At 39.0% G+C, this 23,199-nt stretch carries 29 protein-coding genes, 1 pseudogene and 1 riboswitch; of the genes and pseudogenes, 21 read left to right on the forward strand and 9 right to left on the reverse strand.

From position 1 onward, the window contains the following. Window positions 1-234, forward strand: a pseudogene (locus tag A2U94_RS14445) (ISNCY family transposase); the annotation flags it as partial. After that, entirely contained in the window at window positions 224-781 is a 558-nt protein-coding gene (locus A2U94_RS14450; protein WP_286140560.1) for a SecY-interacting protein Syd, read from the forward strand. The pseudogene A2U94_RS14445 and the gene A2U94_RS14450, both read left to right, overlap by 11 nt. A gap of 543 nt (window positions 782-1,324) precedes the next feature. Here A2U94_RS14450 and A2U94_RS14455 read toward each other — a convergent pair. Then, on the reverse strand, window positions 1,325-1,516 hold the full coding sequence (locus A2U94_RS14455; protein WP_062687326.1) for a hypothetical protein: 192 nt from the start codon (window positions 1,514-1,516) through the stop codon (window positions 1,325-1,327). A gap of 218 nt (window positions 1,517-1,734) precedes the next feature. On the opposite strand from A2U94_RS14455, the gene A2U94_RS14460 reads away from it, so the two are divergent. From A2U94_RS14460 to A2U94_RS14490, 7 genes are all read left to right on the forward strand, one after another. Next, window positions 1,735-2,373, forward strand: a complete 639-nt coding sequence (locus A2U94_RS14460) for a LysE family transporter (protein ID WP_062687325.1) — start codon at window positions 1,735-1,737, stop codon at window positions 2,371-2,373. 210 nt (window positions 2,374-2,583) lie between these two features. Continuing rightward, a riboswitch (purine riboswitch) is annotated at window positions 2,584-2,687 on the forward strand. 189 nt (window positions 2,688-2,876) lie between these two features. Further along, entirely contained in the window at window positions 2,877-3,113 is a 237-nt protein-coding gene (locus tag A2U94_RS14465) for a YfjB-related protein (protein ID WP_062954655.1), read from the forward strand. After that, window positions 3,106-3,438: a YfjC family protein gene (locus tag A2U94_RS14470; RefSeq protein WP_062954656.1), complete on the forward strand. Its 333-nt coding sequence runs from the start codon at window positions 3,106-3,108 to the stop codon at window positions 3,436-3,438. Before A2U94_RS14465 ends, A2U94_RS14470 begins: the two co-directional genes overlap by 8 nt. 12 nt (window positions 3,439-3,450) lie before the next feature. Beyond that, window positions 3,451-4,011, forward strand: coding sequence for a DUF5381 family protein (locus tag A2U94_RS14475; protein WP_062954657.1), 561 nt, complete (start codon window positions 3,451-3,453; stop codon window positions 4,009-4,011). Between the two features lie 392 nt (window positions 4,012-4,403). Further along, window positions 4,404-5,126 carry a TerC family protein gene (locus tag A2U94_RS14480; protein ID WP_061785924.1) on the forward strand — a complete coding sequence of 241 codons (723 nt, stop codon included), beginning with the start codon at window positions 4,404-4,406 and terminating at the stop codon, window positions 5,124-5,126. A gap of 207 nt (window positions 5,127-5,333) precedes the next feature. Beyond that, window positions 5,334-5,519, forward strand: coding sequence for a hypothetical protein (locus A2U94_RS14485; protein WP_062954658.1), 186 nt, complete (start codon window positions 5,334-5,336; stop codon window positions 5,517-5,519). Window positions 5,520-5,601: 82 nt separating this feature from the next. Further along, window positions 5,602-6,945, forward strand: a complete 1,344-nt coding sequence (locus tag A2U94_RS14490) for an NAD(P)/FAD-dependent oxidoreductase (RefSeq protein ID WP_062954659.1) — start codon at window positions 5,602-5,604, stop codon at window positions 6,943-6,945. Window positions 6,946-7,213: 268 nt separating this feature from the next. Here A2U94_RS14490 and A2U94_RS21600 read toward each other — a convergent pair whose 3' ends face one another. Together A2U94_RS21600 and A2U94_RS14495 are read right to left on the reverse strand one after the other, a co-directional pair. Continuing rightward, window positions 7,214-7,363 carry a hypothetical protein gene (locus tag A2U94_RS21600; protein WP_197473405.1) on the reverse strand — a complete coding sequence of 50 codons (150 nt, stop codon included), beginning with the start codon at window positions 7,361-7,363 and terminating at the stop codon, window positions 7,214-7,216. A gap of 21 nt (window positions 7,364-7,384) precedes the next feature. Continuing rightward, on the reverse strand, window positions 7,385-8,044 hold the full coding sequence (locus A2U94_RS14495; RefSeq protein ID WP_062954660.1) for a YgaN family protein: 660 nt from the start codon (window positions 8,042-8,044) through the stop codon (window positions 7,385-7,387). 238 nt (window positions 8,045-8,282) lie between these two features. On the opposite strand from A2U94_RS14495, the gene A2U94_RS14500 reads away from it, so the two are divergent. From A2U94_RS14500 to A2U94_RS14535, 8 genes are all read left to right on the forward strand, one after another. Continuing rightward, window positions 8,283-9,422 carry an amidohydrolase gene (locus A2U94_RS14500; protein ID WP_062954662.1) on the forward strand — a complete coding sequence of 380 codons (1,140 nt, stop codon included), beginning with the start codon at window positions 8,283-8,285 and terminating at the stop codon, window positions 9,420-9,422. Then, window positions 9,419-10,249, forward strand: a complete 831-nt coding sequence (locus A2U94_RS14505; RefSeq protein ID WP_062954664.1) for a MurR/RpiR family transcriptional regulator — start codon at window positions 9,419-9,421, stop codon at window positions 10,247-10,249. The genes A2U94_RS14500 and A2U94_RS14505 overlap by 4 nt, the downstream gene beginning before the upstream one ends. A gap of 13 nt (window positions 10,250-10,262) precedes the next feature. Beyond that, entirely contained in the window at window positions 10,263-11,087 is an 825-nt protein-coding gene (locus A2U94_RS14510; protein WP_062954666.1) for a GNAT family N-acetyltransferase, read from the forward strand. A gap of 16 nt (window positions 11,088-11,103) precedes the next feature. Continuing rightward, window positions 11,104-12,213: an o-succinylbenzoate synthase gene (gene menC / locus A2U94_RS14515; protein WP_062954668.1), complete on the forward strand. Its 1,110-nt coding sequence runs from the start codon at window positions 11,104-11,106 to the stop codon at window positions 12,211-12,213. A gap of 33 nt (window positions 12,214-12,246) precedes the next feature. Beyond that, on the forward strand, window positions 12,247-12,492 hold the full coding sequence (locus A2U94_RS21235) for a hypothetical protein (protein ID WP_062687318.1): 246 nt from the start codon (window positions 12,247-12,249) through the stop codon (window positions 12,490-12,492). Window positions 12,493-12,617: 125 nt separating this feature from the next. After that, window positions 12,618-13,016 (forward strand): IS200/IS605 family transposase, encoded by a 399-nt coding sequence (gene tnpA / locus A2U94_RS14525; RefSeq protein ID WP_025910142.1) that lies wholly within the window; start codon window positions 12,618-12,620, stop codon window positions 13,014-13,016. A gap of 11 nt (window positions 13,017-13,027) precedes the next feature. Next, complete coding sequence (locus A2U94_RS14530) at window positions 13,028-14,140, forward strand: RNA-guided endonuclease TnpB family protein (RefSeq protein WP_025910144.1); 1,113 nt, start codon at window positions 13,028-13,030, stop codon at window positions 14,138-14,140. A 113-nt stretch (window positions 14,141-14,253) separates the two neighbouring features. Then, window positions 14,254-14,577, forward strand: a complete 324-nt coding sequence (locus tag A2U94_RS14535) for a hypothetical protein (protein WP_062954669.1) — start codon at window positions 14,254-14,256, stop codon at window positions 14,575-14,577. 77 nt (window positions 14,578-14,654) lie between these two features. Here A2U94_RS14535 and A2U94_RS14540 read toward each other — a convergent pair whose 3' ends face one another. Then, window positions 14,655-15,098, reverse strand: coding sequence for a DUF3784 domain-containing protein (locus A2U94_RS14540; RefSeq protein WP_051567159.1), 444 nt, complete (start codon window positions 15,096-15,098; stop codon window positions 14,655-14,657). Window positions 15,099-15,248: 150 nt separating this feature from the next. Here A2U94_RS14540 and A2U94_RS14545 point away from each other — a divergent pair, with 150 nt between their 5' ends. After that, complete coding sequence (locus A2U94_RS14545; protein ID WP_025910148.1) at window positions 15,249-15,569, forward strand: DUF1433 domain-containing protein; 321 nt, start codon at window positions 15,249-15,251, stop codon at window positions 15,567-15,569. A 400-nt stretch (window positions 15,570-15,969) separates the two neighbouring features. Beyond that, complete coding sequence (locus A2U94_RS14550; RefSeq protein ID WP_025910149.1) at window positions 15,970-16,248, forward strand: DUF4176 domain-containing protein; 279 nt, start codon at window positions 15,970-15,972, stop codon at window positions 16,246-16,248. A 50-nt stretch (window positions 16,249-16,298) separates the two neighbouring features. Here A2U94_RS14550 and sstT read toward each other — a convergent pair whose 3' ends face one another. Next, window positions 16,299-17,528, reverse strand: a complete 1,230-nt coding sequence (sstT, locus tag A2U94_RS14555; protein WP_061786588.1) for a serine/threonine transporter SstT — start codon at window positions 17,526-17,528, stop codon at window positions 16,299-16,301. A 287-nt stretch (window positions 17,529-17,815) separates the two neighbouring features. Further along, window positions 17,816-18,802, reverse strand: a complete 987-nt coding sequence (locus tag A2U94_RS14560; RefSeq protein ID WP_025910151.1) for a LacI family DNA-binding transcriptional regulator — start codon at window positions 18,800-18,802, stop codon at window positions 17,816-17,818. A gap of 77 nt (window positions 18,803-18,879) precedes the next feature. Between A2U94_RS14560 and A2U94_RS14565 the strand changes: the two genes are divergently transcribed. Next, on the forward strand, window positions 18,880-19,719 hold the full coding sequence (locus tag A2U94_RS14565) for an HAD-IIB family hydrolase (RefSeq protein ID WP_061786587.1): 840 nt from the start codon (window positions 18,880-18,882) through the stop codon (window positions 19,717-19,719). A 38-nt stretch (window positions 19,720-19,757) separates the two neighbouring features. On the opposite strand, the gene A2U94_RS14570 is transcribed toward A2U94_RS14565, so the two are convergent. Then, window positions 19,758-19,982 (reverse strand): hypothetical protein, encoded by a 225-nt coding sequence (locus tag A2U94_RS14570; RefSeq protein ID WP_062954671.1) that lies wholly within the window; start codon window positions 19,980-19,982, stop codon window positions 19,758-19,760. 304 nt (window positions 19,983-20,286) lie between these two features. On the opposite strand from A2U94_RS14570, the gene A2U94_RS14575 reads away from it, so the two are divergent. Beyond that, window positions 20,287-21,030 (forward strand): hypothetical protein, encoded by a 744-nt coding sequence (locus A2U94_RS14575; RefSeq protein WP_025910155.1) that lies wholly within the window; start codon window positions 20,287-20,289, stop codon window positions 21,028-21,030. A gap of 28 nt (window positions 21,031-21,058) precedes the next feature. Here A2U94_RS14575 and A2U94_RS14580 read toward each other — a convergent pair whose 3' ends face one another. Both A2U94_RS14580 and A2U94_RS14585 read right to left on the reverse strand, forming a co-directional pair. Continuing rightward, entirely contained in the window at window positions 21,059-22,081 is a 1,023-nt protein-coding gene (locus tag A2U94_RS14580) for a DUF3231 family protein (RefSeq protein ID WP_062954672.1), read from the reverse strand. Between the two features lie 279 nt (window positions 22,082-22,360). Continuing rightward, window positions 22,361-23,149 carry an LCP family glycopolymer transferase gene (locus A2U94_RS14585; protein ID WP_062954674.1) on the reverse strand — a complete coding sequence of 263 codons (789 nt, stop codon included), beginning with the start codon at window positions 23,147-23,149 and terminating at the stop codon, window positions 22,361-22,363. Window positions 23,150-23,199 lie beyond the last annotated feature (50 nt).

Below are 23,199 nucleotides of genomic sequence, written 5' to 3' on the forward strand. Positions count from 1 at the left end.
CCACTCAATCCACGAAAAGGGAAACAGACGAAAATTTCTCATCGTCGTGTACTATCAACTTTTTTACAAACAACGTTTGGCAGACAATTGATGAAAGAGCGTGGAAAAATTGAACAACAGTTTAGTAAACTAAAAGATCAAGGGTTGGAGCAGCCTCGTTGGTATGGACAAAATCGCTATCTGTTGCATGTTCAGCTAGTTTTTCTGATTCATAACATTGCATATTTATTTTAGTTTTGCAACACCCTCGAAAGAGGTTATAAAAGCTTATTTTGAAAGATTTGTAGATAAATGGATGGAATACAATAATTCATTACCTAAAATAGTATGGAACGAAGATGTGGCTGAATTTATATACTCCGGTACAGAAGACGAATATGGATATATTTCTTGGAAACCAATGGAGAAGAGTATGAAATTTAACTTCGATGAAATTGAAGGTCAATATAATGTTCAGTTACATAATTCAGTTAAGGAGTATTTTAATTCGTATTGGTTTTTAGAATTAACAGGCTGGATTTCTTCTTATAATGTTAATTTACACCCTGTTATTCCAGGAATTGAACCAGATTATTTCATTTCGCTTGTTAAAGACTATGTAGAATCTAAAGAATTTACTTTTAAGTATATACCAATCGGTTATGAATCAAATGGGATGTTATTAGTAGTAAACAACAATACAGGTGAGATTTTTGTTGAAGATTTTGAGTTAAATGAGTACAAAAAGATAGCCAATAGTTTAGAAAGCCTCATTTTACATTTGAAATTTAAGGACGAATAATGGAAATTCAATAAGTGACAAAGTAATAAAAAAAAGACTTAATTTGGGATTGTCTTGCACTATTTTTAATGTAGCTTTAAAAGCAGAAATAATGATATATGGAATATCATTTGGACTTATGTTGTTAGGGCTCAGAATCATTTATAAGCAAATAAAGAAGAAATAACACGCGTGCATTATACGCGTGTTATTTTTTTCGAAAACAGTATGCATTAATGGGTCATTGATTACTTTTAATAATTCTTATACTTCTTGAAGTTTTAAGTGTGTAGTCGATAATACCTTTAGTTTTGAGGATATTTACATAGCACGAAGTGGTACTGGTTGAATGAAACTCACTAATTGAATTGTCCATGTATGAAGGCACTCCACTTGCTATTTACTTACCAGACCTTTGAAAGATATGGGGAGAGAAGAAGAGGCAGTAAGGTAATTAATGAATAAACATTGAAAAAATTAAGCACTTAATTGTCTCCTGTAGATGATAAGTGCTTTTTCACGTTCTCATATTCATATAAACTCATTCTTGTTTAATGTTTATATTTAATCAATAAAAGCTAAAGTCAGCTGATTATCACTTAATCTTAGTTTCTCACCTTTTGAAACTTTATCTCCTAAGTACGTTTGGAATTCGGTAAAGCTAGCAAGAATGCTGTCTTTCTTTTCTTGGCTCATTTTGTTTAGCTTATTCTCTACCTTGTTTTCAACTGTTTTCGTATTATTGTTGATTTTCAACTCTCCTCCTAATAAAGTAATGTCATTCTTATAAGCTAAGGCCCCTAATTATTGGTATGTAAACCTATTATTTCATTTAAATGTGCTAGATAAGTATTTAGTCATAATAGTTCAATCTTTTACCGAGCCGTTATGCAGCAATTCGCAGCTAAGTAGACTATCTCAAAAGGTATGGTCATATCTTATAGAAAGACAAGCTATGGAGTTGGAGGGATAACGTGACTATTCTAATTATTCATCTAGTGGTATTGGGAATCAGTCTTGCAGCACCATTAGGGCCGATTAAAGTTGAGATGATCAAGCGAGGAATTGCAGGTGGTTTTTGGCCTTCTTGGCTTATCGGTCTGGGAGGAGTTACGGGAGATTTCCTGTTTCTAGTCGTCATTTATTTAGGAGCTGAACATTTATTTCAACATCACTTGGTGGTTGTGTTTACATATTTGTTAGGCGGTTTTTTTCTCATTAAACTCGGAATAAGCAGCCTATCGAAACAGCATTCGTTCAAGCAGGAAGATATGACAACCACTTTGGCTCCGTGGTATAAAACATTTTTCGTTGGTTTTTTAATTGCGTTATTAAATCCTTTAAATATTGTATTTTGGTTTGGGGTTTATGGCTCTACCTTACAGGAAATGACGCAGACGATGTCTCATTCTCTTTCTTTTCTCTACAGTTTATTTATTCTAGGGGGAATTATCCTTTGGAATCTGAACGTGGCTTTCACGGTACACTTCGGTCGAAATCTTTTGACAGATAAATTTTTGAAAAATATCTCGGTGGTTGCTGGGGGTGTGTTGATTTTATATGGTGTGCGTTTTATCGTTCGGTTTGGTAAAGAGATTTTAGCGTTTATATAAAGAAGAATAAGCACTTGAAGTCTGAGAAGGCAGTAAGTGCTTTTTTATATGGATAATAAAAAAAAGTAATATTTAACTATAAATGGATTTAAAGAACATATATGATATTTATTTAAATTATTGTAAAAAATGTTTAAAGATGCAATATGATAGAGTGGTTTCATACAGGTTATCATTTCCGATTTATGGATATAACCTTAGATTACTATCTGTAATGTTAAATTTAAAAATCGTATATCCTCAGAAATATGGTCTGAGAGTCTCTACCCAATTCCCGTATAAAGAATTGGACTACGAGTTAAATTTTACTTTATTGGTGTTAAGAATTAATTTAAAAAGAATAATAGTGTGGGTGTACTATAATAATTAGTACTTATTAGATGGGAGCATTTGATACAAAGCCCCATTCTCTTAAGCTATTACTTTGTAAGACACTTACACTTTATTTAAGCATAGTTACTTGCGTTTAACATAAGTAATACGTGCGTTCTACAGGAAATAAAATGTCTGATGCTGATAATTTAATAGGAAAGTTATATAAGTTGCATCAGCAGTATGGGAACTTGACTGCGCTTGGAACGCTTGCAGGTGGTCAAGCTTTGTACTATGGTGTTGGTTTAACAAAGTTCCCTAAGGATGCTCATGGTAAATATAGTTTTAAACATATGAAAGCTTTAAATGCTTTTTCAGATGTGGTTGATAATTCGAAATTTAGCAAAGCAGCTCGAGGGCTTGCTTGAAGAGTTTAGTGATGTAGAGCACCTCTGTGCAGCAATCAGTCGTTGGACATCTCAATTAACAGTAGCAGATATTCAAGCAACTAGTAGTTTTTTTATGGATTTAAATACTAGGAAATCGAGAATAAATACAATGATGGTACTTGCTTACAACCAACATAACAACCCGGAGCCTGAGGATATTTGCTTTTTCATTCCAGGTAAGCAGAATGACTGGGTTCTCGCTAGAAATGAGGACAATCGATTCAATTTAGAGCTTACAAGCAAAGCTTTCTTGAAAACGTTTATTCCTTCCTCTATATTTAAAATAAATGAAACTATTGGATAAGGAGAACGAATAATGTTATTAAATATGAAGCATTCTGGTGATGAAATTCATATTAAAGGAAGCATGTTATATTATGTAATCCAGTTTATATTTTATATAGGTGGTTTATTTGGAACAGCACTTTTAATCATTGATGGTTTAGGCTTTAATTCAACTTTTTCACTTCAATGGTTAATTGGAGGAATTGTACTGTTTCCAGTTATGGCTTATCTATTCATATGGTATATTCCTGGTATAATTCCTGGGAAAACTATTATTTCATTTGTTCCAGGACCAAACGGTTATTTTAAGACCAAAAAAGGCAATGTGTCATTCAAGAACATACAAAAAGCAGAAGTGCGTCGCAATGGTTTCACCCTGATCAATGTTTTGGTAATTATCACGCATGATAAAAAACAATATCGAATTCCTACCTATAATTTAGTAGATGAAACTGGAATTGATTTAATGATTGACAAGTATGTTTATCCATATATGACGCCTGATGCTCGAAAGATATGGAATGAGCAAGTGAATTTCGAGAAACTACATGAACTTATCAAATATAAACGAGAAGATAACATGAATATGTAACATAAATCATTTCACGTAAAAGGCCTTATGCAGTAATATCTCACTACTGAATGGAGTTTTTTATACATTTTTCAGCTTAGGGAAGTTATTGACTATACTCTTTGGCAGAAGATGATTGTTAAGTAGGGAAAAAGTTTTGTTGTATAAACTTTTACTTTGATATACTATTTGGAATGTAGTAGAATAATTCTATTAACAAAGTCAAGCGTGCTTCAAAGCACATTGAGTGATCGACGTTTGGTTTTTGAGGTTTCGAACGCTTAGGCTCGGAGCCTTTTTGTTGTTTGAACGAACGATTGCAGCGCTTGCTTCGTTTAAGAATAGCTTCTTGGTTCTAAACAGTATATCTTACAGGCAGTGTTCCTGTAAGTAAAAAGGAGAAGACGATAAGCATGGAAAATGAGCTTTTCACTTTAGGCGTCGCGATTTCATCAACAGCTATTATTGCTTTATTAAAAATCATTCTTATTGACATTATCTTATCTGGAGATAATGCAGTCGTAATTGCGATGGCTACACGGAATTTACCAAAAGAGCTGCAAAACAAAGCGATTTTTTGGGGAACGTTTGGAGCGGTCGTTCTACGCATCGGGTTCGCGGCAGTTATCGTATACCTACTGAAAATTCCATTTGTGACAATCATCGGCGGCGTGTTGCTTCTGTGGATTGCGTACAAAGTACTGGTGGAAGAAGAAGATAGTTCAAATATTAAGTCTTATAACGGCTTAGGAAAAGCGATTCAAACAATTATTATCGCAGACGCAGTGATGAGTCTTGATAACGTAGTAGCGGTTGCTGGGGCTGCAAATGGTCATATTGGAATGGTTGCCCTTGGAGTATTAATTAGTATTCCAATTATGATTTTTGGTTCAAAAGCTATCGTGAAAGCAATGGACAAGTATCCGTGGATTGCCTACGTTGGAGCTGGAATTTTAGCTTGGACGGCAGCTGAAATGATTTTAAAAGACAAAAGCGTTGGCGAGCTGCTTCACATTCATCACGGGATTGCGACCTATCTGATTCAAGCAGTCGTAGTTGTTCTCATTTTGTTTGCTGGCTACAGCAAGAACAAAAGAATTAAAGAGAAAAACGATAGAGTTAAACAATCAGCATAATACGCAAAAAGGAGCGAGTGGTATTCGCTCTCTTTTTTTAGTATCTGTATCTTTGATAGAATGTAGTACATGGATCAGGAAAGAAGCATCATATGTGAAGACGTAGGAGAAAGGAGAAAGCAGAAAGTAGAAAATAATGGTCATAAACTCTTTCATATTGCGAAGTGCTGCGATTCTTTGTAAAGTTGTACTATAGGAGTGATGAACATGAGTGAACGATGGCTTTCAAAGCAGTTTATCCCCATCTATTTTACTGCGACAGTGCTTGTGTTTGTATTGTTCAAAGTATTAGGTTCTACGTGGCTGCAATCCTTCGTGATTAGCTTGCCATTTTTAATTGCAGGGATGGCTGCGGTTGGTGAAAACCGCGATCGTCGTAAAAACAGCAAATAGATTGCTAGAGCGAGAAGCTGCGCTGTTCGGTATTTAACCAGCGTAGCTTCTACGTATATAAAAGAGTATGAGGTGAAGCGATGTGTATGATGTTGTCATTATTGGAGCAGGCGTAAGCGGGGTGTTTTTAGCGTACACGCTGGCAAGCCAAAGCCAAAACGTACTGCTTATTGATAAGGGAAAACAGCTCCATAAAAGGTCATGTCCTCTTGATGAAGGGAAGCTTTGCAGTTGTGACGTGTGCGGAAAATATTACGGTTTTGCAGGACTCGGAAAGTCAGAAGGAAAGTTTAATTACACCAATGATTTTGGCGGAGATTTAGAGCAAAAAGTAGGTCCAGAAGAAGCGCTTCGTCTCATGAAAGAAGTGGACGATGTGCTTTGTTCGTTCGGAGGGGATGAAGTCAAGCTGTATTCCACGGTCAATCCAGACCTTGTAAAGAATGCAGAAGTACATGGTCTCCAGCTTCTTTCAACGGAAGTCCGACACTTAGGAACAGCTCGTTCGACTGCTATTTTCCAGCGCATATACGACGTGTTGAAGTCACGAATTGACATATGGTTTGAAGTAGACGTCAAGCGCATTGAGAAACAAGAAAATGAGTTTAAAATTGTTTCAAATAAAGGGGATGTACAAGCACGTCGCGTCGTGGTCGCAACAGGTAGGTCAGGGAACGACTGGGTTGAAGAACAATTCTCAGCTCTCGGTGTGAAGAAAGGATCAACTCGCTTAGATTTAGGAATACGTATTGAAATGCACGGTCGCCAGCTCAATCGTTTGTTAGAGCATACGTTTGAAACAAAGCTTTCTTCCGAACATGAAGGCGTCATTTCGTATACATACTGTATGAATCCAAAGGGCCGCATTATTAGAAAGTACCAGGAAGGATTGGTCATGCCAGATGGTCAGAACTATAGAGAAGAAGGAAGCGGTACGGCAAACCTAAACTTTACGCTTTTTACACCGGCGTATTTTAATACGCTGCAAGAAGCGAACACCTATGCGCAAAATGTGATTGGTGAACTAAACGCCGGTGGAGATCAGATTGTCGTGCAGCGCTTGTCCGACTTGCGACGTCAAAAAGCAACCTCCAAGGAAGACATGAGCGGTAATCGAATTCAGCCAACGCTTAGCGCTACCGAGGGGAATTTATTGAACTATGTTCCAACTAATTATATTTCTGCGTTAGAAGTCTTTTTGGAAAAGCTCGAAGGATTGCTTGGAGAAAGCATTCACGAAGATACGCTTCTTTATGGAATGGACGGGAAGTTTTATTCGCCGGTTGTGGAAACGAATGAATACTTCGAAACTAATGTGAAAGAGCTGTACGTTATTGGAGATAGCTCTGGCGTTACGCATTCGCTCTCTCAAGCAGCGGCGAGCGGGATGTATGTAGGTGAAGTGTTCAATGAAAAAGTCTTGTGATGGTTTGTTAAGAATCTATTATTCTAGTACGATAAATCTGATATTTGACTATAATAAACAAGCGCTCAAAATGCTTTGAGCGTTTGTAGGAAAGAAGTATACGGTTAATGTAAAATGAAAATAGAGATAAGACCCGCAATGAAAATGATGATAAATAAAAATAAGTCTGTATCTATGAAGTCTTTTTTCTTGTTGTGGTTAGTTGGTGTCGGTTTTTTCAATGATTATTGAACCTCTTTCGTATTCTAATTTTTCCTTATGGATATTTTTACTTACCAAACGCTTGAAACACAAAAGCAATCGCATAAAGGGGAATAGCAACAATGAGTACTCCAGTCAAGAAATAGCATAAGCTTCGTACGAGAAACTTCATGATGTCATACAGAGCACCAGCAATGTCGTCAATGAACTTCAACATGTCTACCACCTGCTTTCATTTTTAGTGAAAACGGCATTTTAACACGTAGATGCTGTCGTATTCTTTTAGCTCTTTTTCGTGAGCTTTTGGATTTTTTAAATAGTTTAGCTGAATGCTTGATATGGAATCTTCAGAAGAATAAGCCATGTAGCCTAGTGGCATGTCTCCATCAATTTTTTGTACGTCTTGATAAAAGCCTTCCCACGTGCCAGCTAAGTTCTCTTTTTCTTCAATGTTCCTTTTTTCTGTGAAGCTTAACCCAGCGCTGCCCGTTTGATTTCCAACCTTTAAGTTAAACATAGTAATGACTTCTTCTCCGTCTTCATCTTCCGGATAAATATCGCTAGAAGTGAAAATAATCAGTCCTTCTTTGTCCACTTCTGTAGATAACTCATTTAGCTTTTCTACAAATAGCCCCTTTTCATACTTTTCAACCCAAACGTCGACTTCTTTCTTCTTGCTACCAGAGTCATATTCAAAGACAAACGCTTGATTAGTATTAAGCAGCATATCCTCTCTTGCCGTTAGAGAATGCGTGACGTTTTTAATTGTTTCGTTTTTTAAGGTTGGTCCTTTGCTACTAGTAACTTGGTCAGAGCTGTTTGAAAAAAACATTGTCATGAAGCCTCCAACCGCTAATAGGAAAAGAACGAATAAAAAAGCGATTTTTCCTTTTGACATGGTCTATAACCTCCTGTTCAATCAGTGCTGTTTCACTATATTTTTACTATTTTAACATTTATTTCATTATTTTTGAAGAGGTTATATATTTGCATAGTATTTTAGTTCATATTCCAATATTTCATAGTGCTCTAAAGCTATTGTTTATTGTCAGAAAGTTATGATATTATAAGAATCAAGTGAAGGAAAAACTTCATTGATGAGTAAATATGAAGTTTTGAGTGCGAAGGAGGATGGAATGAACCAGTCATACGTAGAAAAGATGAAAAATGACATTTATAAAAATTATGAGCACTTGCATACATATCCAGAATCAAGCGGTGAGGAAAAAGAAACGTCAGCTTATATTCAAAAGAAGCTAGAGGATGCTGGATACAGCGTTCGCACATTTTCAGAACATTACGGATTAACTGCTGAGCTTCAAGGTGCTTCTTCCGAAGTGGTAGCGTTCCGAGCTGATTTAGATGCGGTCGTGCAGTGGATGGACGGAGAGCTAAAAGCCAATCACTCGTGCGGGCACGATGCTCATAGCACCATGCTTTTGTACACGGCTCTTGCGCTTAAGAAAATGAATATCAAGCCTCAAAAAACGATTCGCTTTTTGTTTCAACCATCAGAAGAAACCGGGGCGGGAGCGAAGCAAATGATTGAATCAGGGTGCTTGCAAAACGTGACCGAGCTGTATGGCATGCACGTAAGACCTGAGTGGGAAGTAGAGGATAAGAAAGCATCTCCCGTTATTTTACACGGCTCAGCCTGTGCAGTTCATGGCATCGTTCACGGTGTACAAGCTCATGCGTCACGACCCGAATTTGGTAAAAATGCGATTGAAATCGCAGCGGACCTTGTACAGATGCTAAGAGGTTTACGCTTAACAAAAACGAATGATTATTCAGTCAAAATGACGAAGCTGCAAGCTGGAGGAGATAGCACAAATGTAATTCCTGATGAAGCTGTGTTTGCTTTGGATTTGCGAGCCAATACAAATGAAGCGATGGATGAATTGAAATCGCGAGTGGAGCACATCCTCTCTCACCTGACTTCAATGCATGAAGTAGCAATCGATTATCATTTTGAAGGACGTACATACGCTGCGGTTCCAAACGTTCATACCATTCAAATTGCGACACAGGCCATTCAGTCTGTACTAGGTGACGATGGATTAGTATCTGTCTGCGAAACGAAGGGTGCTGAAGACTTTCACGTGTACACGAAAGAAACGGGGGTGGCTTCGACGATGATCGGTCTTGGATGTGGATTAAAGCATGGCCTTCATCATCCTGACATGATATTTAATAAAGAAGCGCTGCTAACCGGAACAAACATTTATCTAACTCTTGCTCTTTTGGCCTCAAAAGCAGAGGTGCAGGGAGAATGAGTGCGCAGCGATTTGAACAGGTAGTAAAAGAAGCGTTTCCTCATTTATCATCAGGGCAAAAGAAGGTTGCTCAGTATTTACTGGATTCCCTTCAAGAAGCGTCGTTTCAAACGGCAGCAGAAATTGGTCGCGCCTCGGGAGTCAGCGAAACGACAGTTATTCGACTTTCATACTCTCTTGGCTTTCAAAGCTTTTCACAAATGCACGATGCGATTCAGCAGCGCGTGATGGGTCATGAAAAAGTAGTTAAAAAGGAGAAAAATCAAGACGTGCTCAAGCGCGTGTTAGAAAGCGAACTGAACATCATCTGCCGCTTGGAAAATGAGGAGAACACTCAGAGAATTTGGGAAGTGGTAGACAGACTGATTCACGCAGATCAAGTACTGGTTGCCGGATACCGAACTTCATACGGAGCAGCACACTGGTTTTCAATGATGCTTTCGACGCTTCGGGAACGCGTGCGGTTAGTCAATCAGCCGGGAGATATTCAAGAAAGTCTTTGCGACTTAACACCCGAGTCAGTCATTGTTGTCCTGTCGTTTCCCCGCTATGCAAAGGAAGCGACAAAGTTTGCGGCTTACGCTAAGAAAGTTGGGGTAACGGTAATTGCCGTTACCGATCGTATTTTATCGCCGGTTGGTGAGCTAGCTGACATTACGCTTTTAACAGAGACAAACGTCCAGTCAGGTTGCAACTCAATCGCTCCGGTCATTACGCTTTTAGACTTAGTGCTCACCGCATATCAAGAAAAAAATCCCGCTGGCGTTCAAAAGCGTCAGCAAAAGCTTGAAGGCTTATATACGCATCAAGATACATACATGGAATAAGCGAGGAGATAATATGGCGAATTTACGTATGGACGAGCTCATCATTCGGCGAGTGGAGCATCCAGACGAACTGCGAAAAGTAGGGAATTTAGAGCGAACAATCTGGAAGGGAGAAGATCCGGTTCCAGTTGAAATGATGGTCGCAACGATTCGAAACGGAGGGCTGGTGTTAGGAGCTTTTCTTGAAGACAAGCTCATTGGGTTTCAGTATTCATTTCCAGGCTTTGACGGCAAGCAATCCTATCTATGCTCTCACAGCTTGGGCATTTTAAAAGAATATCGTAGCTACGGTATTGGGCAAAAGCTGAAGTGGGCGCAGCGACAAGAAGCAAAGAAGCTAGGTTATGAGCTGCTTGCATGGACATATGATCCGCTTGAAACAGCAAATGCTAACTTGAATTTGCGAAAGCTCGGCGGAATTGGAGCAGCCTATAAAGAAAATTACTACGGTGAACTAAACGACATTCTAAATGCAGGAATACCGTCGGACCGCTTTGTGGTGCATTGGTGGATTCAAAGCGACCGCGTGCAGAAACGAGAAGAAAAGGAGTACGCGGAATGGAGCGTTAAGGAAGACAATATTCTATTAAACTATGTGCTAAATAATCAAGAGTTACCAACTCCTGCACCTATGAACTCTACATTAATGCATGACGTGTTATTCGTAGCGGTGCCCGCTCGCTATCAAGAGGTAAAGGCAAAAAATCAAGACCTGGCGCTACAGTGGCGCTTAAAAACAAGAGAAGCATTGAGCAAAGCTCTAGACTGTGGCTATGAAGTCACGGATTTTGTGAAAACAAACGGAGATATTCATTACTACGTAGTGACAAAAAAATAAGGTAGGGGGAAACGAGATGGAGATTCAGCACATTATTTTGCGCCACGTGAAAATGGAGCTTTTAGAACCATTCACAACGAGCATCTTCACCGAAACGCATAAAGAATTTATCCTAGTAGAAATCCTAGGAAAAAACGGCTTATCGGGGTGGGCAGAGTCTGTTGCTTCACCAGAGCCTTACTATAAAGAAGAAACGCTCAAAACAAATTGGCACATCATGGAGGATTATTTAATTCCGCTTTTACTTCAACATCCTGTGTCCCACCCGAGCGAACTTCAGAAGTTGTTTGAACCGATTCGGGGCAACTCCATGGCGAAAGCAGCGCTTGAAGGGGCAATGTGGGACTTATACGCAAGAAGCAACAACGAGCCGCTTTGGAAAGCACTTGGCGGGACGAAAGAAACCATTGATGTTGGGGTTAGTTTAGGGATTAAAGATTCAGAGTATGAGCTATTAAAAGCGGTGGAAAAAAACTGTGAAGAAGGATATAAGCGAATTAAGCTAAAGGTAAAGCCAGGCTGGGATCTCGATATTTTAAAAGCAGTTCGCACGCGCTTCCCGGATATTTCCTTGATGGCAGATGCGAACTCAGCGTATACGCTAGGTGACATTGATCACTTAAAAGCGTTTGATGAATTTAACCTCATGATGATTGAGCAGCCGCTCGCTTATGACGATATCATTGACCATGCGAAGCTGCAGCGCGAGCTTCAAACGCCGCTTTGCTTAGATGAAAGCATTTATACGCTTGATGATGCAAGGCATGCGATTGAGTTAGGAAGCTGTAAAATTATTAATATTAAAATTGGCCGCGTGGGTGGACTCTATGAATCGAAGCAGATTCATGATCTTTGTAAAGAGCACGGCATACCTGTCTGGTGTGGAGGGATGCTGGAAGCTGGTGTAGGGCGTGCTCATAACGTTGCCATTACGACGCTCGATAACTTTACGCTTCCTGGGGACACGTCAGCGTCTTCTCGCTATTTTTTAAGCGATATCACAGACCCTGCGATTACAGTTGAAAATGGAGTGATTACCGTACCAACCACACCGGGGATTGGCTTTGAACCAAACCGCAAGCGAATTGAAGAGCGTACGCACTACAGCAAGCTTTATAAATTTTGAGGGATATAGACTTTAAGGGGGGAGGGAGCGCCAGTGAGTAGCGTTCCAGCAAAGAAGGTACAGGATAAGGGGTATAGTAGAGGAGATTATGTTCGATTTATTGTTCCATCCGTATTAGGAATTTTATTGTTTATGATTCCCATTCCGATGGAAGATGGAACGACCGTTTTCGTCGCGTTTGTTGCAAACTGGCTTGGTGATGTATTTGCATCAACAATTCCAATGATTGCCGCTGTTTTAACGAACTTCCGAAAGAAGTCTCCCTCTTCAAGCGTGTGAAGGGCGTAGCCCAACGGTAAGGGGGAGATGAATTTCGGTTGGGCGACAGCCCAAAGGCTTTTCCTTTTGCCTTTATGCTCAATATGTTATAATCAGTCTTATAAAGCATAAGGATTGATATAACAATGAATTTAGACAGTAATAACCATTCAGTGTTCTTGATGTATTATCATCTTGTATTAGTGGTTAAGTATCGAAGGAAAGTAATAGATGACACCATTTCAGACTATGCCAAAGATAAATTTGTGTCTTTGAGCGAAAAATATAATATCACATTGCTTGAATGGAACCACGATATTGACCATGTTCATATTTTGTTCAAAGCACAACCCAACAGTGAATTATCGAAATTCATCAATGCCTATAAAAGTGCGAGTTCGAGACTCATCAAGAAAGATTTTCCTCATGTTCGTAAAAAGTTATGGAAAGAAATGTTTTGGTCAAGAAGTTTTTGTTTGTTGACGACTGGTGGTTCACCTATTGAAGTAGTTAAAAAATATATTGAAAATCAGGGGATAAAGTGAGGTGATTTGATATGGCTAAACAAAATAAAGCATACAAGTTCAGAATATATCCAACAGATGAACAGGCTTTGATTATGCGCAAAACTTTCGGTTGTGTTCGCTTTGTCTATAACAAAATGTTAGCAGAAAGAATAGAAACGTATGAAAGTCTAAAAGACGATAAAGAAGCATTGAAGAAGGTGAAACACCCCACTCCTGCAAAATATAAAAAGGAATTTGAATGGCTAAAGGAAGTAGACTCGTTAGCGTTAGCAAACGCACAGCTAAATTTGGATAAAGCTTATAAAGCTTTTTTCAAAGGAAATGCCAAGTTCCCAAAGTTCAAAAGTAAACGACACAAACAAAGCTACACAACCAATGTTGTTAATGGAAACATTCAATTGTTGGATGGTCATATCAAATTACCTAAATTGAAAATGGTCAAAATCAAACAACATCGAAAGATACCATCAGAATACAAAATCAAATCTTGCACCCTATCGATGACCGCATCAGGAAAATACTATATTTCCATTTTGACAGAGTACGAAAAGAAAATTGATTGTAAAGAGATTGAAAAAATAGTTGGGTTAGATTTTGCGATGGATGGTCTATTTGTCGATAGTGAGGGTGAGAAAGCCAATTACCCTAAGTTTTATCGACAAATGCTTGAGAAATTAACAAAAGAACAACGCAAACTATCTCGTAAGAAGAAAGGTTCTTCTAATTGGGATAAACAACGTATTCGAGTGGCTAAAATTCAAGAGAAAGTCGCCAATCAACGCAAGAATTTCCTTCACCATAAATCAAAAGAATTAGTCACAACTTATGATGCCGTCATCATTGAAGATTTGGATATGAAAGGCATGTCGCAAGCACTAAGGTTTGGCAAAAGTGTCGCTGATAATGGTTGGGGAATGTTCACGTCTTTCTTACAGTACAAATTAAAAGAACAAGGGAAACAACTTGTCAAAATCGACAAATGGTTCCCATCTACCCAATCTTGTTCGAATTGTGGAAATATCCAACCAATGCCTATGAACATTCGAACTTACGCTTGTTCGTGTGGTCTAAATCTCGATAGAGATTATAATTCAGCACTAAATATCAAAAAAGAAGGCATCCGCTTATTAGCAAGTGCCTAATAAAATATAAACTCTTGGAACAAGAGGATTAGCTTGGTCCATTTCGTCAGCTACCAAAAGTGGCGATTACCCAAGAAGCCCCCACTTCAAGCAACCCGTAAGGGTGGTAAGTGGTGGGAGTAGTTCACGTAAGTGTAAAAAGTAGCTTAAACGATGACATTGAACTTCAAAACGTAACTCCTTCTTCTGTCGACGTAGTTCATTCAGGTGACGTGGCAAAAGCAGACGCAACTCTAAACATTAAGAAAAATGGGAAAGTCGTAAAGAAACAGCAAAAAGATATGAAAAAAAACCAGCAGTTCAACGCTTCCTTTGCTGAAGAAGGCGTCTACAACATCACTGCGGACATCAAAGGTCAAACAAAAGACGGAAAGCCGTTTGAGCGTACCATTGTGAAATCAATTTATGTAGATGCTAAAGGGAAGATTTTTCAATAAGAAAAGAAGAGACTGAGACATAAGTAGTTCAGCCTCTACTATACCTGAACGATTGAGAGTTCATAACTTTTAATCGCTCAGGTTTTTTGGTTGATTGTGAAAACAATGTTGGAAACAGGGTGGAATGGAGCGTAGCGCAATGGAACGAACGTGTTGAGACAAACCAAAGAGATGGGAACAGCTAGTGTTCGTCTTTTAGAAGCAATCATTGTGTTATGTCCCAAACTCTTTGTTGTGGATCCTAATTTCTTATGCGTATAAATGACTAGGAAGAGGTAGCCAGCAATAAGAATTAAAATGACAACCTCAGGCTGAATGGCTAAGATAAAGCCAGCAGTGAAACTAAGTAGTCCGCCAATCAAGCTAGAGAGGCCAACTAGTTTGCTTGCTTTTTCTTTATTACGTATACGACGCTCGTTAAATCCAGGAAGCAACCATATTTGTTTTTTTATGCCGATGAAGTAAGCTAGGATGAAAAGAATGAAGCTAATCAGAATTAGGTTATAATTGATGAAAAGCAAAATGAACACGTCCTTTTTACAACTAATGTATGGTGAAGATAGTCGAAGTAGTACAAGGTAATAGGGGGATTTCATATATGTTTTACCCAAAAGGTAATCCACCGTTGCTATAATAGAAGCTAAGAATAAGAGAATAAAGGGGAGCGATTGATGAAAAAAGTAATTTTTACGCTTTTGGGGTTAGCGATTGTCGCTGCAGGAGTGATGGTATACATGCTTCAACATCATGAAGCAAAATCCTATGCAAAGGAAATAAAGCCCCAGGTAATCACGCATTTACAAAAAGAATTTCATGACGTTTCATCCGTCACGTTTACGGAAGAAAAGCTGTTATCTAAGAAAAGAATACAAATAAGTGGTTACGTAAATAACAACAAAGCGCTTGGCTTTTCCGTAACGACCTCGTATCCAGCCGGAGATATTGAAAGTGAGCTCGTTGTAGATCAAGCACTTTTTGATCAGCTGAAATAAGAAACCATTCTTTTTTATTAAAAATACCTAACACAATAGTAAATCATCCCCAAAACGTGCAATTATTTTGTTATGTTCCAAACTCTTCTTCGTTATACAAAACATTCATAGGCAGTGAAGGTGAGGATGCTCCATATCCACCTTCCATGCTCCGACATTTACATACAGAAAAACCGTTGGTAAACACTACTCTCCTATTTTCTAACCATATCTTTGTACTTAGTTGAGGTTTGGGTCTAAATACTCATCTGATAATTAGGTAATTTAAGGTAATTTCCCTATTTACCTTTCAAGTCTACATGTTAACCTAATGGTAAGTACATAGGAGTAGAAGTAATATTGATTTAAAAATTAAACGTATGTGTTAATTAACTACATCATCTTGTCAGGAGGAGTACTCATGGATCAAGCACTATTACCAAACGGGTCTGTTGTATTGTTAAAAGGGGGAGACAAAAAGCTCGTCATTTATGGACGTAAGCAAATGTCTCTTGGAGAAGAGCAACAAATTTATGATTATATCGGCGTTCCGTACCCAGAAGGGTTCATTAATGAACAGTACACATACGTATTTAATCACGCAGCGGTTGAGCAAGTAGTGTTTGAAGGTTATCGTGATGAAGATGAAGTCAAGTTTCAAGATGTACTACAGCAAGTACCAAAGCAAAAGCCAGAATAAGATAGGTAAATGAAAAGCCCTCTTCACATCGTGAAAAGGGCTTTTGCTGTTTACAGGCTAATTTCTTTTCCTTCTTTACGTTTTCTTCTATACTCAGCAGTTGCTGTGAAAAGTACGTCTGAAGAAGAGTTGAGCGCTGTTTCACAAGAATCTTGTAAAACACCGATGATGAAGCCCACCGCAACGACTTGCATCGCTACATCGTTTGGAATTCCGAATAAGCTACATGCTAATGGAATTAATAGTAAAGACCCACCAGCTACACCAGATGCTCCGCAAGCTGATATTGCAGCTACGATGCTAAGAATAAGTGCTGTACCAAAATCAACTTCGATGCCAAGCGTATTAACAGCTGCAAGTGTTAATACAGAAATTGTAACGGCTGCACCGGCCATGTTAATTGTTGCGCCTAGTGGAATAGATACTGAATATGTATCTTTATCTAAATCTAGCTTTTTACATAGATTCATATTCACTGGAATGTTCGCAGCAGAGCTACGCGTAAAGAATGCCGTAATCCCGCTTTCACGTAAGCATTGTAAAACAAGTGGATATGGATTTTTACGAATATTAATAAAGACGATAATAGGGTTAACAACAAGAGCAATAAAGAACATGCATCCTAATAAAACTACTAAAAGCTTTCCGTAATCAAGCAATGCCGATAAGCCGTTTGTAACAAGGGCTTCAAATACAAGGCCCATAATACCAAGCGGTGCTAGATTAATAACCCAGCGAACGATTGTTGAAATGGCATCTGAGAAGTTGCCAATCATATTTTTGGTTGTATCAGGTGCATGGCGAAGCGCAATACCAAGTACGATTGCCCACGCTAAAATGCCGATATAGTTAGCGTTCATCAGTGCATTTATAGGGTTGTCCACTATATTGAACAATAGCTTTTCCAGTACTTCACTTAACCCACCTGGAGGCTCAAATCCTTCAACGCCGCTTTCTTTAAGCTGTAGCGTTACGGGGAAAATAAAGCTTGCGATGACGGCAACAAGTCCAGCTAGGAATGTGCCGATTAGGTATAAGCCAATAATAGGCTTCATATTTGTTTGCTGCCCATTTCTGTGCTGTGCGATTGCGTACATAACTAAAAATAATACCAATACAGGCGCAACAGCTTTTAGCGCACCTACAAATAGCGCACCAAAGATTGTAACGAGTTTAGCTCCTTCAGGAACCGTTAACGCCAGAACGACACCGACGATAATCCCGATTACAATTCGAGTAACTAGACTAATTTGATTCCATTTGTGCAATAAGTTTTTCATCATTTGTTCCTCCGATTAATGCTTCATATCCTACATACTGCTCATACGTAAAAGTAAGTTTACCATGAAAAATATTGATTGTGAATGTGAAGAAATAAAATCTTTATAATTTTTAGAAAGTTTTTTCTTTGTACAAATGTCCACTCCACTAAAACAACCGCTTGCATGATTATATGTTATAAAAGAGAAAAATGCTAGTGTAAATTTTTATAAATAACAGAAAATTGTTTTTTTGGAATAAAGAAAAAGCACAAAATCAGGCGTGAGGCGTGCAGCCTGATTTTGTGCTACGTTGTTTCTCGTATAACCAGTGTGGCTTTATAAAGCTTACGTCGAGGAGGCATTTCATTCTGATGTACGCGGAGAGCAAGTGCTTTAGCTACGTCCTTTGCAATTGTTTGTAGAGGGTAATCAACCGTTGTGAGTAAAGGAATGCTCGCGCGTCCAATGGAATGGTTGTCAAAGCCCATAATTGATACATCTGTCGGAATGTTAACGCTATGTTTTCGTGCACTATGAAGCAAACCCATAGCTACAAAATCACTTCCTGTCAACAGGCCATCTGGATAATCTTCAGTTTGAAAAAGTGTATCTCCAAGCCGAAGTCCGTCGTCAATTGTCATAACCCCGTTTCTTTTCATATCGGGTGAGTAGGTGATCCCTGCATCTTTTAAAGCGTGCTTAAATCCGCACAGCCTTTTTTGTTGAAGCGGCGTCTGTTCATAATCCATACAAAGTAAAAGGCGCGTTCGACCTTGTTTGAGTAAATGGGTCGTTGCATCAAATATCGCTTGTTCTTCATCTACTGAAAAGACGTCGAAAAGGTTTCCAGGAGCTTGTTCATTGCAAATGATGACGATTCTATTGCCTACCAACTCCTTGATTTCTTGTTCAGATAATAAAGTATGTGTCACAACCAGAGCGTCCATTTCTTGCTGTGCGAGCTTGTCATAGACATAACGCTCTTCTGATGGTTGAAAATCGCTTTGATAAATGACCGTTTCGTATCCAGATTGGCGACAGGCTTCTGAGAGTGCACTGATTAACTGACTAAAATAAGGGTGATCGACGGTAGGTACCAATAAGCCAATAAGCTGGTTTTGCTTCTTGCGCAAGTGAACGCCTCGCGCATTTCGCTTGTAACCAATTTGCTGGATGGCTTTTTCTACTTTTTCTTTGCTTTCTTGTGAAACGTGGGGATGGTGATTTAACACGCGTGAAACGGTGGATTTGGATAAACCGCTTATACGAGCAAGATCCAGAATTGTTGTCATAAAAAACCTCCATTTAGTCGTTGACCTGGGAACGTTCCCAGCGTGTATGCTGAAAAAAAGCAAAAGGAGAGGGAAACATGAACAAAAAAACATATCCTCATGGAAAAGAGACGCACGCACTTATTTTCTTTGATTTTGACGAAACATATTTTCCGCATGCCTGCACAGTGGAACAGCTTTCGATGCTGCAACAACTGGAGAGGTATTTACATGATGTGTGTAGTCAATATCACGTGAAAATTGGTTGGGTAACCGGCAGTAGCATCGCGCATATTGAGTCGAAAATGAAGAAAGCGAACTTAACATATTTGCCTCATTTTATTTCCAGTAATCTTGGAACAGAGCTATATATGGTTGATGAAGAAGGAAATAAGAATAGCTTACCAGAATGGCAAGCTAAAATTGACGCTTCCGGTTTTTCAAAGGAAACTGTTCAATCGCTTTTACATCAGCTTCGCACTGATTATGAGGTTGTCTTAACGCCTCAAACGCAGTTTGGTCAACAAGGGTATAAAATGAACTATTACTATTATACAAAATCAGAGCAAAATACTCATTCAGTCTTGAAGGTTATTAGGAAGTTAGCGGATGAATACGCAGTGGAAGTAAATATTAATCGATGCAATCCAAAAGCAGGGGACCCCGAAAATGCGTACGATGTTGATTTTATTCCAAAAGGTACAGGAAAAGCAGCCACCGTTCATTTTATGAAAGCATACTATGACGTTGCTCATCACCGAACGCTCGCTTTTGGAGATAGCGGAAACGATATCGACATGCTAAAAGCAGTGGAGCACGGCTATTTGCTTTTTAATGCGACTGATGAAGCGAAAGGTCTTCATGATCAACATGCATCGTCTGCTTATGGAGAGGGTATTATGGAAGTGTGTCAACAGGTTTTTACTTCGATGAAATAACAAAAACACCGGCTGCAGGCTTGCAGTCGGTGCTTTTGTTATTTTAAAAACTTCTGCACATACGGTGTAACCATTGGCTTTACGTGAGCATACAAATCTTTTGCCTGCTGGGCACCACCGGCAATCTTTGCATAGTCCATGTTACCTTGGTCATCTTGAAAATAAGACATCCATTCCGCTACTTGAGATCTTTTTTGAGGACGTCTTCTCGCAAATCCAGGTAATGGAAAAGCAGGTCTACGACGAGGTCTGTTTGAAAACATTTCTTCACCTTCTTCTAGTTGTTATAACGTATTATATGAACGAAAAGAGAAGAATGGAAAGGTTCCTGTCCTAGACCTTTGAAAATAAATAATAAAGGTTTGAAAAATGTTAAGAAAACAGAGTCGACAAATCCATGAACTTGTTAGACAAAACATGACGCTTTCTCGATAAAACGGCGCTATTTCCCTAGAAATTGTTGCAAACGACCTCTTTATTTGTAGAGATTTTACGTACGAAAGTCCCGTTTGATAGGCATAATCCCCTTTATAATAAAGGTAAGTGAATGCTGAAAGGAGCGGTTGAATGAAATGGACAAGCGGTATTGTAGTAGGAGCTTTTGCGGCATGTAGCGCAGTGATGGTAGCAGGTGTTCAGCATTGGGAAACAAAAATAGAGGGGCAGGCACAGGCAGCAGTCGTGGAAACGGCACAACCTCATCAAAAGCAGTTTTCTGGTGTATCAAGCTATACAAAGCATTTACCCCCATTTTTGGTTAGTGCGATTGAAGATACGTTTATAAAAGACAAGCCCATCTCACTTGTGCTGGTAGCGAGGGAAGAGGACGAGTGGGCATCTTTCGTAAAGAAATCTTTAGAAGATACATACGGACAAGACGTGTTTCACATCCAAATCTATTCGTATCATGATCAAACAACAAAAGAGCTCGTTCATTCTTCTTTTCAGCAAGACTTACAAAAGCTAAATCCGACCCTTGTTTTAGCTGAGGTTCCGATGTTGGAAGACCAGAAGGAGATGCCGATTGATGATGCGCTGCCCGAACTTCAAGCGTTCATTTCGCAAGTGAAAGAATTAAAAACAGCATTTATCCTTCAGCCGTCATCACCGTATGCTTCACAATATGAATCTTATGAAGAAGCGGTAGCAGCCGTCGGAGGAATGGCGAAGGAGAATCACGTTCACTATCTCAATCACGCTCCGCTATGGCCTTATGAAATCTCTCCTTATGTCACAAAAGAAAGTAAGTTAACGAAGGAAGGCAAGCGGCTGTGGGGTGAGCATCTAAGCAGCTGGTTTACAGGGAAATAAACGAGCAAAAAAGCATGAATGTTTTCATTCATGCTTTTTTGTTTGGAGAACGAATAAGCTGTTCTTTGTTAATGGTTCCAGGAGGTTGTTCAAGCCACTGGTTTTTAATCATAATATCTGCTCCAGCTTTTGCATAGCGTCCAATTTCAAACGACATTCTTTCGTAATTTAAAGCAAGGTCGCTTCGCTGGCTAGCTGCAGCTGCCGTTGCGTAATTACCTATACCTGTAGCGCTCAGTAAGCTCATGTGAAACATCATCAGCTTTTCAGAGAACACTGGAGTTGTTGAATCCGTGATGTAAAGATCTGAGCTCATTGGTGCGGCGATATGATCGTTTAAAAGCGTATCAGCAAATAGCTTAATATGCTTTTGGGAGATTTCATTTCCTCTCATCATAAACTGCTTTACCTCTTTGGACGTAGCCGTTTGAGCAAAGCTTAAGCAAATCTTATAGCCAATTAAGTTCGTTTGGATATTTAAAAACAAATGTGAAATCTCAACCGCATTTACGGGACGGTTTTTGCTGAACAAGTGAAAGCCGCTTATGTACTCCTTACTATCAATGTAATCGACTTCACTTGGAACGCAAATGTAAGGTGGGCGTGTGAGAATTCCCATTTCAAGCGCCAGCTTTGTCGTTTTTTCATAAAAAGAGGCCGTTTTATACAAAGCGGTTGAAAAATAGTCAATTAAGTCATATCGAGCGCTCATAGCTAATGAGCCGCTGTAGCCAACCATTCCAGCTTTTGACATGTGATTGAGATAGCTAAGACAAAACGTATCCGTATATAAACGGGGAGCGTTCACATTTACGTCTTGCTTCCCAAATCCATTTGGAATTGCAAACTTTTCTTGTTGAAATAACTTCTGCAAACTGCTTACATGCTCAGAGGACATCGTTAAAGCCTCTTTTACAAGCGCGTGAATATCTTCATCTTCAATATGAGTTAACATATAAGCTAAAATACATGTTGCCATGCTGTCATTCATATAAGCTGTCCATAGAGATGCAATTTCAGCTGATGTTAAATTGGGTAAGTGTTTTTCCATTCCTATTCCTCCAGTATCATTAGTTTTTCTCAAAGAGCAGAAGATTATGAGAAGTACTTCATCAGAATATGCTCTGCAAGAAAATGTTGACTTTATGAACGGTATGGGAAGGTAGGTGTTTTTAGCATGTTCCCGCAGGAGTCGAGTGTCCTACGCTCCCTTCCATCCTGTTCCAAACTGGTTTTCCCACTCAACAAAAAGCCTGAACGATTAAAAGTTGTGAACTCTCAATTGTTCAGGCATAGTAGGGGTTGAACTACCTATGTCCCAGCCTCTTTTTTAGGATAACTGAAGCTTGCTTGTAAGCTGTTGAACCTCTACTTCAGTTTGCGGGTATTCAGCTTTTTTAATGCTAGCAAACGCTGCTTTATATTGCTTACGCATAAGTGAAAGGTCCTCGAATGTTAAGTTTGTTTGTACAGTGTTCGATAGCTCATTTAATATCGGTTTTGCTTTTGTGAACGATGGAACGGTAGCCACTTGTTTTATAATCGCTTTGACAACAAGTATCTGCCGGTCGTGAGCAGAGAGTACATCTTGTTCATGGACAGGCTGAAGGTATGCCAAAGCTTCCTCACCGGTCAGCTTCACTTCACCAGCTGGAAATGTACGCTCATCGTTCGTAAAGGCAGTGGGGTTGTTAATTACAATACCGTCAAGCTTATCAACAATTGTTTTAATGCTTGTTTGATCGATCATGGCATAATAGTCAATTGGAATACCTAGCGTCTGCTCAGCATTTTGTAAGAGCTGTTCTGTAGACTGGGCATTGTCTTTCAAGATAGAAGCTACGGGAATATTGGTCATATGAACATCTGCATCTTTCTTATTAATGGTCATATGCACAAAAGATGTATGTTCTTCGTTTTTTGTAATTAAAAGTGCAGAAATGGGTTTTCCTTGTTTTAACGCTTCTTCTGATAAAGGCTCTTTATGAGACAAAGGTACGTATGCATCATTCATAGCAGCTTTAACCGTTTCATATCCAAACATGCTTGTTCCAACAAATCCAATTAACAAAAGCAGAACAAGGCCACCAATCCATTCTTTTTTTGCTTTACTACTCATTGTGTCACCTTTTCTTTTTACAGTTTCGTTTTTATTATTTCCACGGAGGG

The organism is Bacillus sp. VT 712 (assembly GCF_001614195.1).
GTDB lineage: Bacteria > Bacillota > Bacilli > Bacillales > Bacillaceae_H > Priestia > Priestia flexa.